Genomic DNA, 23,926 nt, shown 5'->3' on the forward strand with positions numbered 1-23,926 from the left:
GCGTGGCGGCCGGTGCCGCCGCGGCCGGGGTCGCGCTGCACCGCCGCCGCCGGGCCTGAGCCGCCGCCCCCGGCGCCCGGTCCGGCGCGGGTCGCGGGCCCGCTCCGCGACCCCCGTCCGGGCGCCCCTCGCCGGGGTGAGCGCGGTCAATCCGCACGCTGACCAGGCCGCTCGTACGGGCGAACTCCCGCGCGCCGCACGACCGTCCGACCCTGCCGACCGAACCCGCCACCCGGTGACCGGATCTGATCGTTCGCCACCTTGCGAAAGTCGGGGATTATCTGACCTCCGGGCCGGGAAACCGCCCGCCACGCCGCCGAATCGGTCACCTGGCGCACCCGTTCTGTCACGTTGAGCCAGCCGATCGCTGACGCGTTCGGTCAATGTCGGCCGGATTTGCACCCCGCGCGGATCCCAAACGACCACTTCGACCACACGGTGTAGCTGTCATTGCACAAAGCGTTATTCTCTCCTGGATGCACGTCACCCACCCGCCCCAAGCAGGACCGGGCGGGACGGACGTGCTCTCCGCGCAGGCGGAGGTGATCCGTCCACAGTTCTGCCTCTGGGAGTCCCGTGTACCCACCCGTCCGGAACGACGCGCCTGCACCCTCCCGCCCGTCGTCCGCGCCCCTGCGCTCCCGCACCGGCCTCCGCGTCCGCCCCGCCCCGCCCCGGCAGATCTCCACCGGCCTGGACCTGCTGCGCGGCCTGCTCCGCAGCCAGCTCGCCGCCGTTCCCCAACCGGCGCCCGTCGGAGCCCCGTTCGGCCACGGAGCCGCCCTCGGCGGTCCACTGCTGCGCACCACCGCCGCCGGATCGGCCGGCACCGGCGCGCGCGGCCGCACCGGCACCACCGGCGGCCGCAGCCGCGCCCGCACCACCACCGGCCCCGGGTACGAGACCGAGCACAACCCGATCATGGAGCTGGTCGAGCGGGCCCAGGCCGGCGAGAGCGACGCCTTCGGCCGGCTCTACGACCACTACGCGGACACCGTCTACCGCTACATCTACTACCGGGTCGGCAGCCGGGCCACCGCCGAGGACCTCACCAGCGAGACGTTCCTGCGCGCGCTGCGCAGAATCGGCACCTTCACCTGGCAGGGCCGGGACTTCGGCGCCTGGCTGGTGACCATCGCCCGCAACCTGGTCGCCGACCACTTCAAGTCCAGCCGCTTCCGGCTGGAGGTCACCACCGGCGAGATGCTCGACTCCAACGAGTGCGAGCGCAGCCCCGAGGAGTCGGTGCTGGAGTCGCTCTCCAACGCCGCCCTGCTGGAGGCCGTCCGGCGGCTGAACCCGCAGCAGCAGGAATGCGTCACCCTCCGCTTCCTGCAGGGGCTCTCGGTCGCCGAGACCGCCCGGATCATGGGCAAGAACGAGGGCGCCATCAAGACCCTGCAGTACCGCGCCGTGCGCACCTTGGCCCGGCTGCTCCCGCCCGACGCGCGATGAGCCGGCGGTGTTCCGGGCAGGATTCCGGGCTAGCGGCAGGAGAGATAGGAAGCGGGCCGTCACCTTCCGGGGCGGCCCGACACATCCGGGTGAACGGTCGGTCCGATGATCAGCCGTGCGTAACCGACCGCCCGCACCGCTCGTTGGCCAGCGTGCAAGCCTCCACCAGGCGTACGGTCAAGTCGAATTGCGACCTCTCACCCGATGGAGTGGCTTTGGCTTGTCGGAGCAACCGTCCGGCAAGCCGGGGTGTCGACAACGACGAAGGGAGGTGTGGTCCGTGACGGCAAACGTGCTGGAGCACCGGCGGGCGAAGGCCTTCGCCGAGGCGCTGGAGGCCCACCAGGCGGAGCACCGCGCTGCCGACGGAACGGCCACCACCACCGGCGGGAACGCCGGTTCGGCCGCGATGACGGAACTCATCGACACGGTCGGCGCGCTCCGCGCGCTGCCGGCCCCGGAACTCGACCAGGAGGTCCGGACCGTCCAACGCGCCCAGCTGATGGCCGCGTTCGAGCAGGCCTTCGCGGGCGGCCCGGGCGCGACCGTGCCACGGCAGCGCCGCCACCGGGCCGTCCGCACCGCGCCGCGCGGACGCTGGAGCCGCCGGTTCGCGATCGGCGGACTGGTCGCCGGCCTCGCCGTCGGCAGCTTCGCCGGCGCCGCGGCCGCCAGCGGCAACGCGCTCCCCGGCGACCCGCTGTACGGCATGAAGCGCGGGCTGGAGGGTCTACGGCTCAACCTCGCGGGCTCCGACAGCGAACGCGGCGAACTGCTCCTGGACAACGCGGCCACCCGCCTCGGCGAGGCGAAGTCCCTGGTCGGCCGGACCGACCCGGCCGGCGCGCTCAGCCCGGGCACCGTCGAGCAGGTCCGCAAGGCCCTCGACGCGATGCACGCCGACGCCCTCAAGGGGCGCGACCTGCTGCGCGCCGTCTACCGCAACAACGGCTCGCTCGACCCGATGCGCACGCTGGCCGGCTTCGCCCAGGACGAGGACGGCACCTGGTCGGAGATCCAGTCCCGGCTCCCGGTCCAGCTCACTCCGCAGGCCCACCTGGTGGACCAGCTCTTCGACGCCATAAGCCAGGACGTCGCGCCCCTGCGTCTGGTCCAGCAGCCCGCCCCCGGCGGCGCTCCGGCCGGCGGCGGGGCGAGCGGCGGAACGCACGGCCCCGTCGGCGGCGGCGCCGGAGCGCCGGCCACCGGGGCGGCGCCCGGCGGCAACCCGGCGGCGGGCAACGCACCCGCCCAGGGCGGCGCCACCGGCGGCCCGGCGGGCGGTGCGGCCGGCGACCGGCCCGGCGGCACCCCGCAGGCCCCGGCCCAGGGTGGCGTCCCCGCCCCGGCGGCGCCCGCCGCACCGGTCCTCCCGCTGCCGAGCGGCCCGGCCAACGTCGTACCGGCCCCGGTCGGCGGACTGGTCGACAACCTCACCAGCGGGCTCACCGGGGCGAAGCCCTCGCCCAGTGCGGACGCGCCCGCCCCGGCGCCGACGCCGGACCAGCCCCCGGCCTCGCCGACCGAGGCGGCGCCCAGTGCGAGCGGCGCGGCCCAGCAGGGCGTCGAGGTGCCCCCGCTGATCCCGGGCCTGCTGCCCGGCCTGCGGATCCTCGGCGGCTGACCGGACGGCACCGGACGGCACCGGCCGGACGGCGGGAGAACGGAGCGGGCCCCGGCGGACACCTCGTCCGCCGGGGCCCCGCCGTGTCGCCCCGTCCGGGGCGGCCCGCCGGCCGTCAGAAGAACACCGAACGCCGCTGCACCAGCAGCTGGTAGAGCGTGTGCTGAATGGTCTCCCGCACCTCGTCGGCCAGGTCGAAGACCAGCATCGGATCGTCCGCCGCGTCCGCCGGGTGCCGGTCGGTCGCGATCGGCTCGCCGAACTCGATGATCCACTTGGTCGGCAGCGGCACCGCCCCGAGCGGCCCCAGCCACGGGAAGGTCGGCGTGATCGGCACGTACGGCAGGCCCAGCAGCCGGGCCAGCGTCCGGAAGTTCCCGATCATCGGATAGGTCTCCTCGGCCCCGACGATCGAGCACGGCACGATCGGCACCCCCGCCCGCAGCGCCGAGGAGACGAACCCGCCCCGGCCGAACCGCTGCAGCTTGTACCGCTCGCCGAACGGCTTGCCGATCCCCTTGAACCCCTCCGGCCAGACGCCGACCAGCTCGCCGCGCTCCAGCAGCGCCTGGGCGTCCTCGTTGCAGGCCAGGGTGTGCCCGGCCTTGCGGGCCAGCTCGTTGACGCCCGGCAGCACGAACACCAGGTCGGCGGCGAGCATCCGCAGGTGCCGGTGGCGCGGGTGGTGGTCGTGTATCACCACCTGGGTCATCAGGGCGTCCAGCGGGACCGTCCCGGAGTGGTTGGCGACGATCAGCGCGCCGCCCTCGGCCGGGATGTTCTCGATCCCGCGCACCTCCACCCGGAAGTACTTCTCCGCCAGCGGCCGCAGCAGCCCGAGCAGCACCTCCTCGGTGAGCTCCCGGTCGAAGCCGAACTCGTCGACCTCGTAGTCGCCGGTGATCCGGCGGCGCAGGAAGGACAGGCCGTCGGCGGCCCGCTCCTCCCAGCCCTTGCCGAACGCCCGGGTCGCGGCGGCGCCGAGCCGCCCGGCCAGCGCGCCGCCGACCGCGTCGGCGACCCGGTCGGCCAGCCCCGGACCGCCGGCCGGCGGCTCGGTCCAACTGGGGGCGGACTCGATCGGGATGACCTTCGCCTCACCCGGCGCGTTCTCGGCGGCGGCACTCATGCGGGTTCAGCTCCTGGCTCGGTGCGGTCAGTGTGCGGTCAGTGTGCGGTCAGTGCGGTCGGTGCGCCCGGGCGGCGGCGCCGGACCCGGCGAGCAGCGCGGCCAGGCCGTCGGTGACGGCGGTCAGCCGGCCCGGCGGCAGCAGCCCGGGCGACAACGCGGCGGCGAAGTCCGCGAACGCCTCCGGGGTGGTGAACGACGGGCGGTAGCCGAACGCCTCCCGCAGCCGCGCGGTGTCCACCACCCGGCCGTGGGTCAGCAGCCGCAGCTGCTCGGGCGAGACGTCGACCAGCCGGGTCTGCCGGGCCAGGCCGGCCATCCAGCTGACGGCGGGCAGCAGCAGCGGCAGGGTCGGCCGGCCCAGCCGGCGGGCGCACTGGGAGAGCAGCAGCACACCCTCCCCCGCGACGTTGAAGGTGCCGGTGTTCACGGTGCCCGGCTCGGCCGGGAAGGAGGCCCGGCAGAGCACCTCGACCACGTCGTCCTCGTGCGCGAACTGCAACCGGGGGTCGTAGCCGAGCACGGTCGGCAGCACCGGCAGCGCGAAGTACTCGCTCAGCGGGGTGTCGGCGCCCGGGCCGACGATGTTGGCGAACCGCAGCACGGTGACCGCGACGTCCGGGCGGCGCCGGGCGAAGCCGCGGACGTAGCCCTCCACCTCGACGGCGTCCTTGGCGAAACCGCCGACCGGCAGCACCTTCGGCTGGGTCCGCTCGGTGAACACCGCCGGGTCGCGCGGCGCCGAGCCGTAGACGCCGGTGGTCGACTTCACCACCAGCCGCCGCACCCCCGGAGCCTTCTGGCAGGCGCCGAGCAGCTGCATGGTGCCGATCACATTGGACTCCTTCACCGCGGAGCGGTGGGTGGAGCCCAGGCCGGTGGCGCTGACCGCGAGGTGCACGACCGTGTCGACGCCGTGCTCGGCGATCACCCGTGCCACGGCGGGGCGGCGCAGGTCGAGCTGGTGGAAGCGGTACGGCGCGGCGGGCCCGTCCGGCTCCGCGAGCGCGCGCAGCGCCGGTCGCGGCGGCTGCACGTCCACCCCGACCACCAGGTCCACCCCCGGGCGGCGGCGCAGCTCGGCGGCGAAGCGGGCCCCGAGGCTGCGGGCCACGCCGGTGACGAGCACGACCGTTCCCACAGCGCTGCACCCCATTCCTCGGCCCGGGAGGCCTGCGTGCACCGTACCGCGCCGCCTCGACGGGCCGGGAAACGACACCGCCCGCCCGGGCCACGAGGGCCTGGGCGGGCGGTGGAACGCCTGCACCCCCGCAGAACGGGGAGCACTATTTCTTCCTACGGCGCTGAACGCGAGTCCGCGGACCACCCCCACCAAGGCGGGGACAAGCGCAGGAAGCAGACGTCACTTCTTGTTGCGACGCTGAACCCTCGTGCGCTTCAGAAGCTTGCGGTGCTTCTTCTTGGCCATACGCTTGCGACGCTTCTTGATGACAGAGCCCACGGAACAACCCTCGCTCACTGAGACTCTCGCCCGTGAGAGACGGAGTCCATACGACTGACGGAGGGCCTAGCCTACATTCCACACGCCCAGGGCCGTAATCGCGCTCCCCGAGGCGGGCGAACTCAAGGCGAATCCGGGGCGAACGGATACGGGGTCCACCGTGGCGGACCCCGTACCGGACCGGCCCGCCTACGCGCTTTCGAGCCGCACGTAGGACTCCTTGAGGTACTCGTGCACTGCCTGCTGGGGCACCCGGAACGAGCGGCCGACCCGGATGGCGGGCAGCTCACCGCTGTGCACCAACCGGTAGACCGTCATCTTGGAGACCCGCATGACCGCGGCCACCTCGGCCACGGTCAGGAAGACGACGTCCTGCAAGGGGCGTTCGCCGGAACTCATGACCATCACCCGACCCTTACCCGTGTGCAAGGCACCGGCTTCCCCTCCGGTGACTCCACCGGCACACGTGTATCCCCAGAGTAGTTATGGGTGGTACCAGTGGGAAGAGGGGGAAGCGCAGTCCTCGTACGGTGAGGGATAAGCCCGTTGCAGTACGTAGCCGATCGGCGGTCTGCACTAGTCGGCGTGCGCACTCAACGCGACGGGGCACCAGGTCTTCACAAGCGGTGGCACCGGTTCGGCCGTCCGGGGCGGGAAACGGGGCCGGGAAACGGCCGCCCGGGTCAGGGCATCAGGCCGTGGTGCGGCAGGACGGCGCGGCGGGTGGCCAGGATCGCCTGATCGAGGCGGTCCGCCGGATCGTAACCCGCGTCGAAGTCGCGCCAGACCGGACGGGCGCCGTCGGTCATCCGCAGCGGGGCCGGGCGGCGGGTGCGCCGGTAGACCTCGGCGCGCCAGGACTCCGGGGTCTCGGTGGCCGGGTCGACGGGTCGGCCGGCCGCGGTGGCGACCAGGTGGGTCCAGGTCCGCGGGACGACGTCGACGACGGCGTAGCCGCCCCCGCCGAGGCCGATCCAGCGGCCGTCGGCGTGCTCGTGGGCCAGCTCGTGCAGTTCCTGGGCGATCGCCCGCTGGGCGTCCACGGTGACTGCGAGGTGGGCCAGCGGGTCCTCCAGGTGGGTGTCGGCGCCGTGCTGGGTGACCAGGACCTGCGGGCGGAAGGCGGTCAGCAGCTCGGGCACCAGGGCGTGGAAGGCGCGCAGCCAGCCCGTGTCGCCGGTGCCGGCGGGCAGCGGGAGGTTGACCGCGGAGCCCTCGGCGCCGGGACCGCCGGTCTCGGTGGCCCAGCCGGTCTGTGGGAAGAGGGTGGCGGGGTGCTCGTGCAGGGAGACGGTGAGCACCCGGGGGTCGTCCCAGAAGGTCTGCTGGACGCCGTCGCCGTGGTGGACGTCGACGTCGATGTAGGCGATCCGCTCGGCGCCGAGTTCGAGCAGCCGGGCGATGGCGAGGGCCGGGTCGTTGTAGACGCAGAAGCCGGAGGCGCGGTCGGGCATGGCGTGGTGCAGGCCGCCGGCGAAGTTGACGGCGTGCGGGGTCTCGCCGCGCCAGACGGCCTCGGCGGCGGCGACGGACTGCCCGGCGATCAGCGCGGAGGCGGAGTGGACGGCCGGGAAGGACCAGTTGTCGTCGGTGCCGAGGCCGTGCCGGACGTCCTGCCGCTCGGGGTGCGCGGCGGCGTACTTGACCGCCTCGACGTACTCGGCGGTGTGCACCAGACGCAGCGTGGACTCACCGGCGGGCGGGGCGGAGCGGAGGGTGACACCCGGTCCGGCGGCCAGGCCGAGGTCCTCCACCAGGCGCATGGTGAGCGCCAGCCGGGTCGGGTCCATCGGGTGGCCTGGGCCGAAGTCGTAGGCGATGACCGCCTCGTCCCAGAAGAGGTGCAGGCCGCAGGAGGTGTCACGCTCGGCTTCGGGCATGCCGTCCACCGTAGTGGGTGGCGGCGGCCGGGCCCGCCAACGGGTCCTTGAACGCTGGTCGTACGGGCGGCTCAGACCTGGTCCCGGACGGCGGTCCGGGCGGGGGCGGGCGCCGCCGGGGCCGGGGCGAAGCGGTCGGCGAGCGGCAGGACGGCCAGCACCAGCAGCATCGGCGCGAGCAGCGCCCAGCGGTACGAGCTCGCGTCCGCCAGCGCGCCCACCAGTGGCGAACCGACGAGGAAGCCCACGTAGTTGAACAGGTTGAGCCGGGCCACCGCGGCGTCCGAGTCCGCCGGGAAGAGCCGCCCGCCGGCCGCGAAGACCTGCGGGATGATCGCGCAGATGCCGAGGCCCAGCACGGTGAACCCGGCGATCCCGGCCCAGGCGCCCGGCGCGGCGGCGGCCACCGCGAAGCCGAGCGCGGCCAGTACGGCGCCGCCGCGCACCACCGGGACGGCGCCCCAGCGCTGCACGGCGCGGTCGCCGAGCGCCCGGCCGACCAGCATCGCCACCATGTAGCCGAGGTAGGAGAGCTTGGCGATGTCCTCGGGGCTGTCCAGCCCGTCGGTCAGGTACTTGACGCTGTAGTTGGAGACCGAGGCGTCGGCGATGTACGCGAAGGCCATCGCCAGGCAGAGCGGCAGCAGCGGGCGCCAGGGGATCGTCCGGGCGGCGGCCTCGGCGGTCTCCCGGACGGCGTCGCCGAGTCCGGCGGGCCCGGCGTCGGGGGCCTCCCCGGCCGGGGGCCGGGGGAAGGCGCCGGCCAGCAGGGCGAGCGGGGCGATCACCGCGGCGGCCGTCCCGAACAGCACCGGCAGGCCGAGGTCGTCGTGCGCGCCGAGGCCGGCGACGGCCGCGCCGAGGATGGCGCCGAGGCTGAACGCGGCGTGGAAGCCGAGCATCACCGAGCGGCCGTAGCGGTGCTGGAGGCCGACCCCGAGCATGTTCATGCTCGCGTCCAGCGCGCCGACCAGCAGTCCGAAGGCGCCCAGGGCGAGCGCCAGCTGCCAGAGCGCGTCGCCGAGGCCGGTGGCGGCCAGGGTGGCGCAGACGGCCGGCTGGACCACCCGCAGCACGGCCCGCGCGCCGGTCCGGCGGACCAGCCGCTCGGAGGCGATCGACCCCACCCCGGCCAGCACCGGTACGGCGGCCAGGAACAGCGGCAGCAGCGCGTCGCTCAGCCCGTACCGGTCCTGGATCTCCGGGATGCAGGTGACCAGCAGGGCGAAGGTGACGCCCTGGAGCAGGAAGCTCGCGGCCAGCGCGGCCCGGCCGGCCCTGAGCCCGGGCGTGATCGGGGGCGTGGCCGGGGGCGTGGTCGGGAAGCCCTCGGAGCTCTCGGCACGGTCGGCGTTCTCGGCGTCCTCGGTACGCACATGCACCTCGCTACTGGCCGGTAAGGCGGTCGGTGGCGAGAGCGTAGGGGCAGACGGCCGTTTTCGGGAGGGGGTGCGCGCGCTCAGCCGAGCAGGGCGGGGACCTCGGACAGGTCGGCGATCAGACCAGTGGCACCGGCCGCGGTCAGCTTCGCCGGGTCGGTCAGCGCGGTGTAGCCGTAGACGTCCATGCCGGCCGCCCGGGCGGCGAGCACGCCGTTGGGGCTGTCCTCCAGCACCAGGCAGGCCGCCGGGTCGACGCCCAGGGTGCGGGCCGCGTGCAGAAACAGGTCCGGGGCGGGCTTGCCCACGCCGACGTCCTGGGCGCTGAAGATCCGCTCCTCCGCGATGTGCCCGCGCAGGCCGGTGACGTCCAGCGCGGCGCGGATCCAGCTGTGGTGGGCCGAGGAGGCCAGGCAGTAGGGCACGGCGCGCCGCTGGAGCTCCTTCAGCAGCGCGTCCGCGCCCCGGACGGCGGCGAGTTCGGTGGCGAAGGCGTCGAAGACCCGGCCGTGGAAGGCCTCGTCGAAGCCCTCCGGGAGGCGGGCGCCGTCGTGGCGCTCGGCGATCACGTCGTGCACCCGGTGGGCGGCGGTGCCCATGAAGTCCCGGTAGGAGTCCTCGATCGTGGTCGGGTAGCCGAGTTCGGTCAGGTACTCGGCCAGCAGCCGGTTGGAGAGCGGCTCGCTGTCCACCAGGACACCGTCGTTGTCGAAGATCACCAGTTCATAGGCCATGCGTTCGACCCTATCGGCCCGCCGGCCCGGCCCCGGCGGTCACTTGCCGCCGGAGGCCAGCTCCCGGGAGCGGTCCCGGGCCGCCTCCAGGGCGCCCAGCAGGGCCGCCCGCACCCCGTGGTTCTCCAGCTCGCGGATGGCCGCGATGGTGGTGCCGGCCGGCGAGGTGACCGCCTCGCGCAGCTTCACCGGGTGCTCGCCGGAATCCCGCAGCATGACCGAGGCGCCGATCGCCGACTGCACGATGAGGTCGTGCGCCACCTGCCGGGGCAGGCCGAGCAGGATGCCGGCGTCGGTCATCGCCTCGACCAGGAAGTAGAAGTACGCCGGGCCGGAGCCGGAGAGCGCGGTCGCCGCGTCCTGCTGGGACTCGGGCAGCCGCAGCGCCTTGCCGACCGAGCGGAAGATCTCCTCGGCCCGCTCCAGGTGCGCCTCGGTGGCGTGCGACCCGCCGGAGATGACGCTCATGCCCTCGTCGACCAGGACGGGCGTGTTGGGCATCACCCGGACCACCGGGGTGCCGGCCGCCAGCCGGGCCTCGAACCAGGCGGTGGGGATACCGGCCGCCGCCGAGATCACCAGCCGGTCCGGGGCGACGTGCGGCGCCAGCTCGTCCAGCAGGGTGCCCATGTCCTGCGGCTTCACCGCGAGGATCAGGGTGTCGGCGAGCTTGGCGGCCTCGGTGTTGCCGACCACGCCGACGCCGTAGCGGGCGGCCAGTTCGGCGGCCCGCTCGGGGCGGCGGGCGGTCACCAGGACGTCCCCCGGGTCCTTGCCCGCCCGCAGCAGACCGGAGAGCAGGGCCTCCCCGATCTTGCCCGTGCCGAGGAAGGCGATCTTCTGTCCGTGCGCCGCGCTGCTGGTCATGGCCGCTCCTTGCCTCCGGTACCGCGTTCCGGCACCGCGGCCATCCTCGCACCGCGCGCCCGCCACCGGAGGCAGCGTCCACGCTTCGAGCGGCGGCGCCGGGGCGGCCCCTAGGGCGAAACTCCGGGTTCTCCCCTATGGCCCGGGGGTGGAGGCGGGCGCACCGTGGAGTCATGGCACACGGAGAGATGTCCCGACGTGAGAACCGGCAGGTCGCCGTCGCCGCGGCGACCCTGGGGCCGTGGCGGACCGCCGCGGGAGTCGGTGCGGTGGTGGGAGCGACGGACCTGGTGATCGATCTGATCGACGGGGACTGGTCGCTGAGCATGCTGGCCGGTCCGGCCGGCTGGGGCCTGTTCTTCTTCTTCCTGGTCGGCACCGTCGGCGCCCGGATGCGCCGGGAGGGCAGCGACCGGCGGCTGCAGCAGTGGGCGAACGAGCACCCGTGGCAGGCGGCGCTCCCGGCGGGCGGCGGACTGCTGGTGCTGAACATGCTGGCGCAGCTGTTCCTCGGGGACGCGGGCGTGTTCGAGGCGTTCTTCGAGTCGCTGTTCCCGGCCGCCGTGCTGGTGACCGTCGCGGGGGTGGTCGGATCGGTGAAGAAGGCCCGCGGCAAGGGCTGACGGGGCGTGGCCGCGCTCCGGCCGGGGGACGGCCGGAGGGGCCGGCGGAAAGGCCGGCGGAGGGGCAAGGCCGACTAAGGGACAAAACGGGCTGATCCCCGCACACCACCGGGGCGTTCACCGACCGGTGTGGCCCCGATCGAACATCCGTCACACCCCGTCGGCATACTGGCGCGATGCCGATCGCCGAAGATCCAGAACCGCGCCCGTCCGAGGGCCGGGAACCGGACGGGACCGCCCCGACCGGACCGGACGGGAAGGACCCGTTCGCCGACCTCGTCCTCGACGAGGAGTTCGTCCGGGGAGCCTCCGTCAAGGAGCAGACGGGCCGCACCCGGATGCTCGCCGCCCAGTGGAAGCACACGCCGCCCGTCGACCCGGGCGGCCGCCGCTCGGTGAACGACGGGCCGGCACCGAGGAAGCGGTTCGCCCGCAAGGGCCGGCCGGTCGACGCGTGGGGCAACCCGCGGCCGCGCCGTTCGCTGGAGTGGCGCACGCCGCTGTTCGTGCTGCTGGCCGTCGCCCTGGTGCTCGCCGCGCTCAACGTCGACGGGCTGCGGTCCTGGTACTCGACGCGCTTCGGCGACGGCTCCGGCGGTACGCCCGCCGCGTCGGGGCCCGTGCCGACCGTCGCCCCGGAGACCGCCCGGCCGACCGCCGCGCCGTCGGTGGCGGCCGAGCAGCGCCCGACCGTCGACCACCCGTGGGCCGGCTCCCCCGCCGAGGGGTGGCCGACCGACATCGCGGTGTTCGCGCCCAAGGAGGCCCCCGGCGCCGTCGGGGTGTTCACCGCCGAGGAGGTCGCCGAGCAGGTCGAGCTGGTCAAGCAGTACCTGGCGGCGGCCAACCTGGACCCGGCGGTGGTGGCCGGCGGGCGTCCGACGGCCGCGCTGGCGATGCTGGACGCCGATGAGCAGAACTCGGCGGTCAAGGCGCTCGCCAAGCCGTCCGCCGAGACCGACCCGACGCACTGGTTCACCCGCTTCGACCCGGCCGAGGCGATCCCGGTCGACAACACCGTGAAGCTCCAGGGCATGCTCACGGTCGAGGGCGACGGCGAGAAGGGCGTGCTGGTGCACGCCGACTTCACCTACGTGTACGCGCTGCGGCCGGGACCGGACGCCGCCAAGCGGGCCGCCGCGCCCAGGCCGACGCCCACCCCGCGGCCGTCCACCCCGGGCGGGAAGGGCGGCGGCGGGACCGGTGGCACGAACGGTGGCGGTACCGGTGGCGGCACGGCCCGGCCGGTCGGCTGGACGGTGCCGGCCGCCGACGTCGCCGGGGACACCTGGACCACCCGCACCGTGGTCCGCAAGGTGGAGACCTTCCGGTTCTACGACCCGAAGCGCTTCGACGTGATCCCGAAGAAGCTGAACATCAACAGCCGGTCCGAGATCGGCAACAGCGCCTGCGACGTCTACGACGGTTACCTGCACCCGCAGTTCGACCAGTTCGCGGCCTCGTTCGGCGGCCCCGAGCCGGCGCCCAGCGGCACCGCCAGCGACCCGTACGACCGCAGCAAGGACCTGTCGGAGGGCGACGGCGAGTGCGGGACGGTGACCCGCAGCTGACCCGGCCCGGGCCGGCGAGGGCCCAGGGCCGGCCCGGGCCCTCGGCCTAACGTCGGCGCTTGGCCCGGCCCGGCGCCTTGGCGCCGGGCCGCCCGCTGCGGTTGGCCTGCCGGCGCTCGTGGCGGTCGCGCTCCTGCTCGTAGCGGGCGCGCCGGACGGCCTCGCCCGGGGCCTCGCGCAGGCTGCGGACGAAGTAGGCGAGCAGGGCGCCGACCCCGCCGATGATCCAGACCACGCCGAGCGACTTCTCCTCGGCCATCCAGCCGGTCAGGTTCTCCTTGCCCTCGGTGAGCAGCTTCCAGGTGCGCAGCGCCGCGAGCAGCGAGCAGATCGCGACGGCGGCGACCAGCAGGCCGTTGAGGAAGCCGCCGTTGTCGGCCACCCGGATGCCGTCGACGGCGAAGCGCAGCACCAGGGCGGCGGCCGCGGCGCAGAGCAGGGCGCCGAGGGGGACGAGGACGCGGCGCAGCCGGTAGTCGCCGCCGCGCTCGACCCAGCTGGTGCCGAACCAGCGGATCGGCTCCGGCTCGGGGGCGCCGGCGGGCTGGGCGGAGGGGGTGGGTTCCTGGGTCACGGATCCGATTATCCCCGCCGGCCGGGAACGACGGAGGAGCCGTCCCGGTGGCCGGGACGGCTCCTCGTCGGCGTTGCCGCGGAGGGCGGGGTCAGCCGAGCTTGCTGACGTCCCGGACGGCGCCCTTGTCGGCGGAGGTGGCCATCGCGGCGTACGCGCGCAGGGCCTGGCTGACCTGGCGGTCACGGTTCTTCGGCCGGTAGCCGCCGCCGGCCTCCAGCGCGCGGCGGCGCTCGTCCAGGACCTCGGCGGGCACCTCCAGCGAGATCCGCCGGCCCGGGATGTCGATGGCGATGGTGTCGCCGTCCTCGACCAGCGCGATGGTGCCGCCGGACGCGGCCTCCGGGGAGGCGTGGCCGATGGACAGGCCCGAGGTGCCGCCGGAGAAGCGGCCGTCGGTGACCAGCGCGCAGGCCTTGCCGAGGCCGCGGCCCTTGAGGAAGGAGGTCGGGTAGAGCATCTCCTGCATGCCCGGGCCGCCCTTGGGGCCCTCGTAGCGGATGACGACGACGTCGCCCTCCTTGACCCGCTTGGCGAGGATCGCCTCGACCGCGTCCTCCTGGGACTCCACGACGACGGCCGGGCCGCTGAAGGTCCAGATCGACTCGTCGACCCCGGCGGTCTTCACGATGCAGCCGTCCTCGGCGAGGTTGCCGTACAGCACGGCGAGGCCGCCCTCGACGGAGTAGGCGTGCTCGACGCCGCGGATGCAGCCCCGGGCGGCGTCGGTGTCCAGCGACTCCCAGCGCTCGGACTGCGAGAAGGCCTCGGCGGAGCGCACGCAGCCGGGGGCGGCGTGCCACAGCTCGACAGCCTCGTCGGAGGGCGAGCCGCCGCGGACGTCCCAGGTCTTCAGCCACTCGGCGAGCGAGTCGGCGTGCACGGTGTGCACGTCCTCGTTGAGCAGCCCGCCGCGGTAGAGCTCGCCGAGGATGGCCGGGATGCCGCCGGCCCGGTGCACGTCCTCCATGTAGTACGAGCCGTTGGGCGCGACCTTGGAGAGGCAGGGCACCTTGCGGGAGATCGCGTCGATGGCCCGCAGGTCGAAGTCCAGCTCGGCCTCCTGGGCGGCGGCGAGCAGGTGGAGGATGGTGTTGGTCGAGCCGCCCATGGCGATGTCCAGGGCCATGGCGTTCTCGAAGGCGGCGCGGGTGGCGATCGCGCGCGGCAGGACGGACTCGTCGTCCTGGCCGTAGTGCCGGTTCGTGATCTCGACGACGGTGCGGCCGGCCCGCTCGTAGAGGGCGCGGCGGGCGGTGTGGGTGGCGAGCACGGAGCCGTTGCCGGGCAGCGAGAGGCCGATCGCCTCGGTGAGGCAGTTCATCGAGTTGGCGGTGAACATGCCCGAGCAGGAGCCGCAGGTCGGGCAGGCGTTCTCCTCGATGATCGCGATGTCCTCGTCGGAGACGTTCTCGTTGACCGCCTGGGAGATCGCGTCGACGAGGTCGAGCTTGCGCACGGTGCCGTCGACCAGGGTGGCCTTGCCGGCCTCCATCGGGCCGCCGGAGACGAAGACCGTCGGGATGTTCAGGCGCAGCGCGGCCATCAGCATGCCGGGGGTGATCTTGTCGCAGTTGGAGATGCAGATCAGCGCGTCGGCGCAGTGCGCGTTGACCATGTACTCGACCGAGTCGGCGATCAGGTCGCGCGAGGGCAGCGAGTAGAGCATGCCGCCGTGGCCCATCGCGATGCCGTCGTCGACGGCGATGGTGTTGAACTCGCGCGGGATGCCGCCCGCCTCCTTGATCGCCTCGGAGACGATCCGGCCGACCGGCTGGAGGTGGGTGTGGCCGGGGACGAACTCGGTGAAGGAGTTGGCGACCGCGATGATCGGCTTGCCGAAGTCCTCGCGGGCTACGCCGGCCGCCCGGAGAAGCGCCCGGGCGCCTGCCATGTTGCGACCGTGGGTGACCGTACGGGACCTCAGCTCGGGCACTGTGCTCGACTCCTTCGGAGGCTGGCTCGCGGCCCCGGTCGTTCGGAGGGTGCGGGGCCACTGTGTCCGTCGAGCCTACGCCCGCCGTCCGGGCGGCGGACGCCGCGTCCGCGATGCGGTCAGCCGGGTGGTCAGCCGGGGACGACCGCCACGGTGAGGTCCACCTGGTACGGCGCGGTGACCAGGCCGTCCGGGAACTCGGCCCGCAGCGCCTCGCGCTCACCCTCCAGCAGCGCACGGCGCCGGTCCTCGTCGAGGACCGCGACGTAGGAGCGCGAGGACATGTCGGTGACGAGGTCGTCGACGGTGGTCCGGCGCTCCCAGCGGAGCACCGTGGTGGCGGACTCCAGACCGAGGCGGCGCCACTGGTCGGCCGCCGACTCCAGCTCGTCGAACTGGCGGACGGCACCGGGCAGCAGCGCGCGCTCCCGGTCGCCGGCGGCCCGGACCCAGGGCACGTCCGGGTCCATCACGTTCCACCAGGCGGCGAGGGCCCCGCCGGGGCGCAGGACACGGATCGCCTCGGGGACGGAACGCCCGGGATCCGTCCAGTGGAAAGCCTGGGCGTACGTGACGAAGTCCGCCGAGTGATCGTGGAACGGCAGATCGTCGCCACTGCCCCGGACCAGCGCCAGACCCGGCCCGGACGCCAGGAACTGCGCCGCCATCCCCGCGCTCGGCTCCACCCCGACCACATCCGCACCCCGGGCCGCCAACAGCCGGGTCGAGATCCCCGTCCCCGCACCCACATCCAGCACCCGGGCACCCCGCAGAACCCGCCCGGACAACCGCTCCAACTCGTCGAACAACTCCTGCGGATACGACGGCCGCGCCCGGTCGTACTCCGCCGCCACCCCACCGAACGACTCCGCGAGCTTCCGGAATTCCTGTATGCCCGTCATGTCCGCTCCCCCGTACGGCAGTTCACGTCACGTGTCAGCGTACGCGCGCGGTCAGGCCGGGGTGACGGCAACGGTGAGGTCCAGCACGTACGGCTCGATCACCCAGCCGTCCGGGAACTCCGCCAGCAGGGCCTCACGCTCGACGGCCAGCAGCGGCGCGCGCCGCTCCGGGGTGAGCGCGGCGAGGTAGGAGCGCGAGGTGAGGTCGGTGATCAGGTGGTCGACGGTGATCCGGCGCTCCCAGTGGAGCACGGTGTGCCCGGTCCGCAGGTCGTACGGGGCGAGGTGGGAGGCGAACTCGTCGATGGCGCCGTAGCCGTGGTAGCTCTCGGACAGGGCGGCGGCGAGCCGCTCGCCCATCGCCCGCACCCAGGCGACGCCGCTGTCCTTCACGTTCCACCAGGCGGCGAGGGCCCCGCCGGGGCGCAGGACACGGATCGCCTCGGGGACGGAACGCCCGGGATCCGTCCAGTGGAAAGCCTGGGCGTACGTGACGAAGTCCGCCGAGTGATCGTGGAACGGCAGATCGTCGCCACTGCCCCGGACCAGCGCCAGACCCGGCCCGGACGCCAGGAACTGCGCCGCCATCCCCGCGCTCGGCTCCACCCCGACCACATCCGCACCCCGGGCCGCCAGCAACCGGGTCGAGATCCCCGTCCCCGCACCCACATCCAGCACCCGGGCACCCCGCAGAACCCGCCCGGACAACCGCTCCAACTCGTCGAACAACTCCTGCGGATACGACGGCCGCGCCCGGTCGTACTCCGCCGCCACCCCACCGAACGACTCCGCGAGCCCGCGGAAGTCGCTGCCGGTCCGGTTCACCGCTCCACTGTGTTCCGCCATGTCTCCCCCATTGGACGGCCGTTCGTGTGCCGTCAGCGTACGCGCGCGGGGGTGGCCAGGTGCAAGCGCGTGAAGGCCAGCGCCTCGGCGAGATCGGCCTCGCGTTCGGCGGGCGACGCGGCCCGACGGGTGTTGACCTCCAGCACCACGTGGCCGTCGAACCCGGTCCGGGCGAGGTGCTCCAGCAACTCGGCGCAGGGCTGCTTGCCCCGGCCCGGGATGAGGTGCTCGTCCTTGCCGGAGCCCGAGCCGTCCGCCAGGTGGATGTGGGCGAGCCGGTCCCCCATCCGCTCGACCATCGCGAAGGCGTCCACCCGCGAGGTGGCGGCGTGCGACAGGTCGATGGTGAAGTGCCGGTACTCCTCGTCGGTGACGTCCCAGCCGGGTGCGTAGGCCAGCATCTCGCGGTCCTTGTAGCGCCACGGGTACATGTTCTCGACGGCGAACCGGACGTCCGTCTCCCCCGCCATCCGGTGGATGCCCTCGACGAACTCGCGGGCGTACTGGCGCTGCCAGCGGAACGGCGGGTGGACGACGACCGCGTTCGCGCCGAGCTTCTCGGCCGCCGCCCGGGCGCGGACCAGCTTGGTCCACGGGTCGGTGGTCCACACCCGCTGGGTGATCAGCAGGCACGGCGCGTGCACGGCGAGGATCGGCATGCCGTGGGCGTCCGAGAGGCGGCGCAGCGCCTCGATGTCCTGGCTGACCGGGTCGTTCCAGACCATCACCTCGACGCCGTCGTAGCCGAGCCTGGCGGCCAGTTCGAAGGCGACCGCGGTGTTGGCCGGGTAGACGGAGGCGGTGGACAGGGCGACCTTGGTGTCCGGGATGTGCAGGGTCGGGTGCGCGGGCAGCACCAGGCGGTCGGTGGTGCGCAGCAGCGGGGGGCGGGCGGCGGCCTGGCGGGCGGCCTTGACGGACTTCACCGACTGGACGGCGGCCTTGGCGGCGCCGGCGGCCCGGGCGGTGCGGGTGCCGCGGGCCGGCTGGGCGGCGGGGGCCCCGGGGGCGTTCCTGGCGGCCTTCCTGGACGCGGCCTCGGCGACGTCCAGGGGTGTGGCCGTGGGCCGGTCCTTGGTGGTGGCCTTGTTCGCCGCTCTGGCGGCGGCCTTCCGGGCCGCCTTCTCGGCGACGCCGCCGGCGGCCTCCCGGGCGGCCTTGCCGAGCTTGCGGGGCCGGGCGTCGCGGCGTGGGGCCTCCGACCGCGGCTGCCCGTCCTCGGGAGCGCGGCCCTCCCGCGTTCCGTCCTCGCCCGCTGGTTGCGCCACGGGAGACAGCGTAAGCGGACGGCGCCCGGAACGGGGAGCGGGCGGGTGCCCGCCCGGCCGTCCCGGGCGCCGTCCGTCCGGGGGTGACCTCAGGGAGTGAGGGCGGGCCGGCGGCGGTCGGCGGCGGTGTCCATGGCGTCCAGCCGGCGCAGGATGATCCCCTCGCGCAGCGCCCAGGGACAGACGTCCAGCTCGTCCAGGCCGAACAGGTCCATCGCGGCGTCGGCGACCAGCGCGCCCGCGAGCAGCTGCTTGGCGCGGCCCTCGGAGACGCCGGGGATCTGCGCCCGTTCGGCGACGGTCATCGCGGAGAGCCGGGGCAGCCAGGCGGCCAGGTTGTTGCGGGTGAGCCGGCGGTCGGCGTACGGGCCGGCGTCGGCCGGGGCGGCGCCGGTCATCCGGGCGAGCTGCTTGAAGGTCTTGGAGGTGGCGACGGCGTGGTCCGGGGCCCCGAGACGGGAGATCTCGCCGACGACGGTGGCGATCTCGGCGCGGATGTGCCGCCGCAGGCCGCGCAGCTGCTCGGGGTCGGCGACGTCGCCGGGCAGCCAGCGGGCGGTCAGCCGGCCGGCGCCGAGCGGCAGCGAGCAGGCCGCGTCCGGCTGCTCGTCCAGGCCGCAGGCGATCTCCAGCGAGCCGCCGCCGATGTCGAGGTTGAGCAGCCGGCCGGAGGACCAGCCGAACCAGCGGCGGACCGCCAGGAAGGTCAGCCGGGCCTCGTCCTGGCCGGAGAGCACCCGCAGTTCGACGCCGGTCTCGTCGGCGACCCGGCGCAGCACCGCCTCGCCGTTGGCGGCCTCGCGCACGGCGGAGGTCGCGAAGGGCAGTATGTCGACCACGCCCTTGTCCTCGGCGACCCGCAGCGAGGAGGAGATCATGGCGATCAGCCTCTCGACGCCGGTCTCACTGATCGCACCCTGCTCGTCGAGGAGTTCGGCGAGCCGCAGCTCGGCCTTGTGGGAGTAGGCGGGCAGGGGGGCGGCGCCCGGATGGGCGTCCACCACGAGGAAGTGGACCGTGTTGGAACCTACGTCGAGCACACCGAGTCGCATAAATCTCCACGCTACGCGATCCGGGGCCGGAGGAGACCGGCCCGTACCGGTGTTCTTGCTGGTCCGGGCGCTGATCACGGCTCCGGCGGGCGGTCTGCGGCGGGATCGACGGAACCGTTCGAACAGTATTCGGACGGTGTTGTTCCGGCGTTCACCCGCACGGTGGAGGGCCGGCGCGGCGGGCCGCGCACCGGGCCACCGGGTTCATCGGGTTCATCGGGTCCATCGGTCCATCGGTTCAGAGCAGACCGTCCCAGAGCTGCTCGACGACGACCGCCCACCAGTTCTCCGGGTCGGCGAAGACCTCCGGATCCACCGCCGCGAGGCCGCGCTGCAGCTCGGCGACGGCTGCCCCGGCGGCCTCCGGGTCCAGCCCGCGCAGGCCCGGCAGCCGGCCGGCGACCAGTTCGAGGGAGCGCACGAAGGCGGTGACCGAGGCGTTGCAGTGGCGGGTCGTGGCGTAGTCGGGGTCGACGGCGCGGACGGCGCCGCAGGCGGTGTCCAGGGTGATCAGCGCCCAGCCGTCCGTGCCGAGCACCACCTGCGGGGCGAGCGCCCGGCGCTCCCGCTCGGCCACCCGGGTACCGCGGCCCACCGCCGCCAGGTGGTCGGCCACCGGCGGGAGCACGGCGGCGGGGCGGGTGCCCGGGACGGCGGCCGGGCGCGGGTCGTCCAGGGCGAAGCAGCCGTCGACGGCCACCGGCACGCCCACCGTCAGCAGCAGCCGGGCGTCCTCCGCCGGCAGGTCGGCCCGGGCGACGTCCGCCGGTGCGAACCGCCGGACGCCGTCCGGCCCGAACCGCGCCGTCAGCCGCCGCGCGAGCACGTGCTCCGGCTCGGCGGGCGACGGCGGGACGGCGCGCGGGAACGGCAGCCGGTTGCGGACCGGCCCGGCGCCCTCCTCCTCCGGCAGCGCGCGCACGGCCGCCGCGCGCTGGTCGAAGCGCGGCCCGTACGGCAGGTCGAAGTCCAGGCGGACGCCGGGGAGTTCGGCCGCCAGCGCGTACGCCCAGTAGCCGCCCGGCAGGGCGCTCAGCCGCAGGTCGGTGCGGACGGCGAGCACCTCCTCGGGCCGGACCCCCTGCTCGCGCAGCCACCACCAGCCGCGCAGCGCCGGGTGTGGCAGGCCCGGCGCCGACCGCAGGGCCAGGACCCGCCGCTCGCCCGCCGGGTCACGGTAGGTCAGCTCGGCGCGGGTGCCGCGTCCGGTGGCGGGCGGCCGGGTGGGGTCGTACCCGCCCGCGCCGACGAAGTCCCGGTACAGCCGGACCACCTCGGGCACCGGGACGGACGGCCAGACGGTGAACCGGCCGTCCACCCGGTCCACCACGGCGCAGGCCGCCCCGATCTCCTCGGGCGCCCGCCGCTGCCCGGACAGCGGGTCGACGTGGACCGGCGGGGGCTCCGCCCAGACCACCCAGCCCAGCTCGAACTCGTGGAGGCGGACCCGCCGGGCGCGCGCCGTCGGCAGGTCGCCGTTGATCCACCGGTGCGCCGCCTCGGTCGCCGCCGCCCTCGTCACCGCCATCGCGGCCACCTCCGTTCACTCACGGTCGCTCTCCCCCGCGCGGACGCCACCGGGGTCACGGGGTGGGGGCGGGCAGGTCGAGGGGGCGGCCTTCGGGGCCGAGCGCGACGGCCCAGAGGCCGTGGTCGGCGGGGTGCAGCGGGGCCTGGTCCCGGCGGCCCGCCTGGTGGTCGAGGTAGGTCACGGTGTCCCGGTGGTTCACCGCGTTCCAGGCGTGCGGGCGGCCGAAGCCGTCCAGGGTGAGCAGCACCGCCTGGGCCCCGTGGCCGGCCCTGCGCAGCGCGCCCGCCAGCCGGACGAAGGCCCGGTCGCCGTCGCCGAGGTCGCGGAACGGTGCGCCGAGTTCGCGCTCGGCGCGGTCGCGGCCACCGCGCTCGCCCGCGTCGCCCTCGGTGGGGACGCGCGGGGCGGCGCAGGTCGGCCGGCCGGTGAAGGTGTCGACGGCGGAGAGGGCGATCTCCAGGCTGTTGTTGGCCCGTCCCGGTTCGCGGTACCCACCGTCGTTGACCACCTCGGTCCAGCCCCCCGCCGCCGGGTCGGGGTGGCGGACGGGCAGGCCGTCGGCGTCCCGGGGCGCGCGGCGTTCGATCTCGCGCTGGTGCTCCGGGTCGACCGGGGCGAGCCCGCCGGGCAGGCCGGTCGGGCGGCTGTCGGCGATGGTCCGCAGCCGGACGACGGGCGCGCCCGCGACGCCCTCGCCGCGCAGCGCGCGCATGGCCAGGTGCAGGGCGGTGGCGTGCGCGGTGGCCACCGGCACCGCGCCCCAGGCGAGCCCGGGTCCGTCGTCGGCGGGCGGGCCGTCGGTGCGGCGGCGGTGCGGGTGGTGGCCGTCCGGGTGGCCGTCGGAGCGCCCGGGCGCGGGGCCGGTCCCGGGCGCGGGCACCGGGGCCTGGCCGGTACCGGGTCCGCCCGACGGCGGGACGGTCGGCGGGGGAACGGTCGGCGGCGGGGGAACGGGCAGCGGCACCGGGGCGACCACCGGGGCGACGGCCGGGTGGGCGGGTCCGGCGGCGGCGCGCGGGGCCGCCGCAGCGGGGGTGCCGGGTACGGGGGCCGGCGCCGGGGCGGGCTGCGGAGGGGCCGCCGGGGCGCCCGCGCCGATCCCGCTGCCGAACGGGGCCGGGCCGTGCGCGCCGGACGCCCCCGGGGTCGCGCCCACGGCCAGCGGTCCCGGGCCGACCGCCCCGCCACCGCCGGGAACCGGCGGTGCGGTGAACGGCGGGGCGGTGAACGGCGGCGGGGCGAACGGCGCGGCGTAGGGGCCGGGGTGCGCGGCGACGTGCGGCGCGGCCGCCCAGCCGCCCGCGGCCGGTGCGGGCGGCGGGGCCGGGGCCTGCACCGGGACGTCGTACGCGGGGGCGGACCGGGGCGCGGGCGGCGCGAGCACCGAGTCGGTGCGCACGGTCACCGGGGCGGCGGGGTGCCCGCTTCCGCCGCCGTGGGCCGTGCTCGGCGCGGGTGCGGCGGGTGCGACGGCGGGCGGCAGCAGGTAGTCGTCGTCGGCCGCGCGGGTGTGCCCGGACGGGCCGGACGAACCTGACGGCCCCCCGCCGCCGTCGGCACGGTGGACCGGCGCGGGAACCGGAGCGGGCACGGGGCCCGCAGCGGGCGCGGGACCGGGAGCCGGGCCGGGCGACGTCCGGTCGCCGCCGCCCCGGCCCCCGCCGCTCGGAGCCTCGGCGAAGCCCGCCGAGGGCCCCGGACGCGACCCGTGCCCGCCCGGGACGGGGCCGGGGCCCGACCGCTCGGGCTCGGAGTCGCCCCCGGGCCCGCCGGACACCACCGAGGCCCCCGCCCCGAGCAGCGCGTCCGCCCCGGCCGTCACGGCCGTCACCGGCCCGCCCGCGCCGGGCGCCCCCGGCCCGTGATCGCGGCCGTGCCCGTGGCCGTCGCCGTCCACCCCGTCCACACCGGTGCCGGGACCGGAACCGGGACCGGTGCCGGGGCCGGGCCGCCCGTCCGCCCCCGCGGCCCCGGCCAGCGGCACCCCGGTGATCTCCCGGCCGTCCTGCCCGGTCAGCACCGGCCGCCCGTCCCCGCCCAGCACCGGCCGCCCGTGCTCGTCCAGCTTCACGGCCAGGTTCTCCACCCCGACCACCGGCCGGCCGTCCGCGCCCGGGACGACCACCAGCCCGGCGGCGTCGGCCACCGGGGTGCCGTCGGCCCGCACGATGACCGGTTCGCCGTGCTCGTCCAGGACCGGCCGCCCGGCCTCGTCGAGCTTCACCGCCAGCCCGGGCACGCCCACCACCGGCTTGCCGTCCTGCCCGAGCACCACGGCCAGCCCCGTCCCGCCGGGACCGCCGAGCACCCCCGGCTCGCCGAGGACGGCGGGCAGTCCGGCCGCCACCGGGTCGAAGGCCGCGCCGACGCCGCCCGGGTACCCGGCCGCCCGCACGCCCTCGGCACCGGGCGGCGCCAGGCGCAGCAGCGCGACCACGGCCGGCTCCCGCAGCGCGGTGCCCAGGCCGTCCTTCATCGCCCGGCCGAGTTCGTCCAGCAGGTCGCCGATCTTCAGTCCGGCGGCCTCGACGGCGGCGGCGGCCACCGCCCGCGCGGCCGTTTCGGCGGCGGCCCCGGCGCTCTGCCGCACCGCGTCGAAGGGCCCGCCCGCCTCCGGCGCCGTCGCGGCCGGGGCCGCCTCGGCCGCCGCCCGGGCCTTGGTCTCCTGCTCCTCGGCCTTCCTCAGTTCGGCGGCCAGTTCGTTGAGGGCGGCCACGATGTCGGCCTTGCAGGAGTCGACGGCGCGGGCGGCCGCGTCGAAGGCGCCGGCGACCAGCCCGGCGGCGCCGTGCGCGTCGTCCAGGTGCCCCTTGCCGCCGCCCCGGAACGCCTGCCAGTACGCGGCGAAGGCCTCGACGGCCCGGCCGGAGTTGTCCCCGGTGACCCGCCGCGCCGCGTCGCCGCCGCGCTTGGCGAGCCGGTCCGCCTCGTGGCCGAACTCGCGCCAGAGCCCGGCCGCCCTGCGCAGCCCCTCCTCGTCAGCCAGCGGCCAGCGCCGGCCGGTCCGGGCCAGGACCGGGACGAGCTCCTCGGGCAGTTTCCGCGACACGCGCTTCCCCCTTCGACGGACGGGCCTGCGGAGCGGGGCGGTGC

20 protein-coding genes are annotated in these 23,926 nt (G+C 75.4%); 4 read left to right on the plus strand and 16 right to left on the minus strand.

Annotation, left to right across the window (positions count from 1 at the left end; genetic code table 11):
- Window positions 1-681: 681 nt before the first annotated feature.
- Window positions 682-1,455 (plus strand): ECF subfamily RNA polymerase sigma factor, BldN family, encoded by a 774-nt coding sequence (locus ACFVVU_RS23145; RefSeq protein WP_387792148.1) that lies wholly within the window; start codon window positions 682-684, stop codon window positions 1,453-1,455.
- A gap of 280 nt (window positions 1,456-1,735) precedes the next feature.
- On the plus strand, window positions 1,736-3,079 hold the full coding sequence (locus ACFVVU_RS23150; RefSeq protein ID WP_387791944.1) for a DUF5667 domain-containing protein: 1,344 nt from the start codon (window positions 1,736-1,738) through the stop codon (window positions 3,077-3,079).
- A gap of 115 nt (window positions 3,080-3,194) precedes the next feature.
- Here the strand turns inward: ACFVVU_RS23150 and ACFVVU_RS23155 are convergent, their stop codons facing one another.
- The 8 genes from ACFVVU_RS23155 to proC all read right to left on the minus strand — a co-directional run bounded on the left by ACFVVU_RS23155 (window position 3,195) and on the right by proC (window position 10,530).
- Entirely contained in the window at window positions 3,195-4,208 is a 1,014-nt protein-coding gene (locus ACFVVU_RS23155) for a lysophospholipid acyltransferase family protein (RefSeq protein ID WP_355357953.1), read from the minus strand.
- A gap of 49 nt (window positions 4,209-4,257) precedes the next feature.
- Window positions 4,258-5,349 carry an NAD-dependent epimerase/dehydratase family protein gene (locus ACFVVU_RS23160; RefSeq protein ID WP_380685669.1) on the minus strand — a complete coding sequence of 364 codons (1,092 nt, stop codon included), beginning with the start codon at window positions 5,347-5,349 and terminating at the stop codon, window positions 4,258-4,260.
- Window positions 5,350-5,571: 222 nt separating this feature from the next.
- On the minus strand, window positions 5,572-5,670 hold the full coding sequence (locus ACFVVU_RS23165; RefSeq protein WP_003948845.1) for a 30S ribosomal protein bS22: 99 nt from the start codon (window positions 5,668-5,670) through the stop codon (window positions 5,572-5,574).
- A gap of 189 nt (window positions 5,671-5,859) precedes the next feature.
- Window positions 5,860-6,069: a helix-turn-helix domain-containing protein gene (locus ACFVVU_RS23170; RefSeq protein ID WP_045937940.1), complete on the minus strand. Its 210-nt coding sequence runs from the start codon at window positions 6,067-6,069 to the stop codon at window positions 5,860-5,862.
- Between the two features lie 284 nt (window positions 6,070-6,353).
- Window positions 6,354-7,550, minus strand: coding sequence for an acetoin utilization protein AcuC (locus ACFVVU_RS23175; RefSeq protein WP_387791946.1), 1,197 nt, complete (start codon window positions 7,548-7,550; stop codon window positions 6,354-6,356).
- Between the two features lie 71 nt (window positions 7,551-7,621).
- Window positions 7,622-8,845 carry an MFS transporter gene (locus ACFVVU_RS23180; protein ID WP_387792149.1) on the minus strand — a complete coding sequence of 408 codons (1,224 nt, stop codon included), beginning with the start codon at window positions 8,843-8,845 and terminating at the stop codon, window positions 7,622-7,624.
- Between the two features lie 164 nt (window positions 8,846-9,009).
- On the minus strand, window positions 9,010-9,663 hold the full coding sequence (locus ACFVVU_RS23185) for an HAD family hydrolase (protein ID WP_380685665.1): 654 nt from the start codon (window positions 9,661-9,663) through the stop codon (window positions 9,010-9,012).
- Between the two features lie 39 nt (window positions 9,664-9,702).
- Window positions 9,703-10,530, minus strand: coding sequence for a pyrroline-5-carboxylate reductase (gene proC, locus ACFVVU_RS23190; protein ID WP_355357941.1), 828 nt, complete (start codon window positions 10,528-10,530; stop codon window positions 9,703-9,705).
- Window positions 10,531-10,718: 188 nt separating this feature from the next.
- Between proC and ACFVVU_RS23195 the strand changes: the two genes are divergently transcribed.
- Both ACFVVU_RS23195 and ACFVVU_RS23200 read left to right on the plus strand, forming a co-directional pair.
- Entirely contained in the window at window positions 10,719-11,153 is a 435-nt protein-coding gene (locus ACFVVU_RS23195) for a hypothetical protein (RefSeq protein WP_380685663.1), read from the plus strand.
- A 176-nt stretch (window positions 11,154-11,329) separates the two neighbouring features.
- Entirely contained in the window at window positions 11,330-12,724 is a 1,395-nt protein-coding gene (locus ACFVVU_RS23200; protein WP_380685661.1) for a hypothetical protein, read from the plus strand.
- Between the two features lie 46 nt (window positions 12,725-12,770).
- Here ACFVVU_RS23200 and ACFVVU_RS23205 read toward each other — a convergent pair whose 3' ends face one another.
- From ACFVVU_RS23205 to ACFVVU_RS23240, 8 genes are all read right to left on the minus strand, one after another.
- Window positions 12,771-13,298: a hypothetical protein gene (locus ACFVVU_RS23205; RefSeq protein WP_380714761.1), complete on the minus strand. Its 528-nt coding sequence runs from the start codon at window positions 13,296-13,298 to the stop codon at window positions 12,771-12,773.
- A gap of 91 nt (window positions 13,299-13,389) precedes the next feature.
- Window positions 13,390-15,234 (minus strand): dihydroxy-acid dehydratase, encoded by a 1,845-nt coding sequence (ilvD, locus tag ACFVVU_RS23210; RefSeq protein WP_387791948.1) that lies wholly within the window; start codon window positions 15,232-15,234, stop codon window positions 13,390-13,392.
- Between the two features lie 131 nt (window positions 15,235-15,365).
- Window positions 15,366-16,136 (minus strand): class I SAM-dependent methyltransferase, encoded by a 771-nt coding sequence (locus tag ACFVVU_RS23215; protein ID WP_380688598.1) that lies wholly within the window; start codon window positions 16,134-16,136, stop codon window positions 15,366-15,368.
- A 51-nt stretch (window positions 16,137-16,187) separates the two neighbouring features.
- Entirely contained in the window at window positions 16,188-16,961 is a 774-nt protein-coding gene (locus ACFVVU_RS23220; RefSeq protein WP_380688596.1) for a class I SAM-dependent methyltransferase, read from the minus strand.
- 53 nt (window positions 16,962-17,014) lie between these two features.
- Complete coding sequence (locus ACFVVU_RS23225; protein WP_380688602.1) at window positions 17,015-17,842, minus strand: sugar phosphate isomerase/epimerase family protein; 828 nt, start codon at window positions 17,840-17,842, stop codon at window positions 17,015-17,017.
- Window positions 17,843-18,339: 497 nt separating this feature from the next.
- The gene (locus ACFVVU_RS23230) at window positions 18,340-19,302 is read right to left on the minus strand and encodes a Ppx/GppA phosphatase family protein (protein WP_355357920.1); all 963 of its coding nucleotides are present in this window, start codon (window positions 19,300-19,302) and stop codon (window positions 18,340-18,342) included.
- 238 nt (window positions 19,303-19,540) lie between these two features.
- On the minus strand, window positions 19,541-20,830 hold the full coding sequence (locus ACFVVU_RS23235; RefSeq protein WP_387791951.1) for an SUKH-4 family immunity protein: 1,290 nt from the start codon (window positions 20,828-20,830) through the stop codon (window positions 19,541-19,543).
- A gap of 55 nt (window positions 20,831-20,885) precedes the next feature.
- The gene (locus ACFVVU_RS23240) at window positions 20,886-23,882 is read right to left on the minus strand and encodes a toxin glutamine deamidase domain-containing protein (protein ID WP_387791953.1); all 2,997 of its coding nucleotides are present in this window, start codon (window positions 23,880-23,882) and stop codon (window positions 20,886-20,888) included.
- Window positions 23,883-23,926: the final 44 nt, after the last annotated feature.

Source organism: Kitasatospora sp. NPDC057965 (assembly GCF_042887135.1).
GTDB lineage: Bacteria > Actinomycetota > Actinomycetes > Streptomycetales > Streptomycetaceae > Kitasatospora.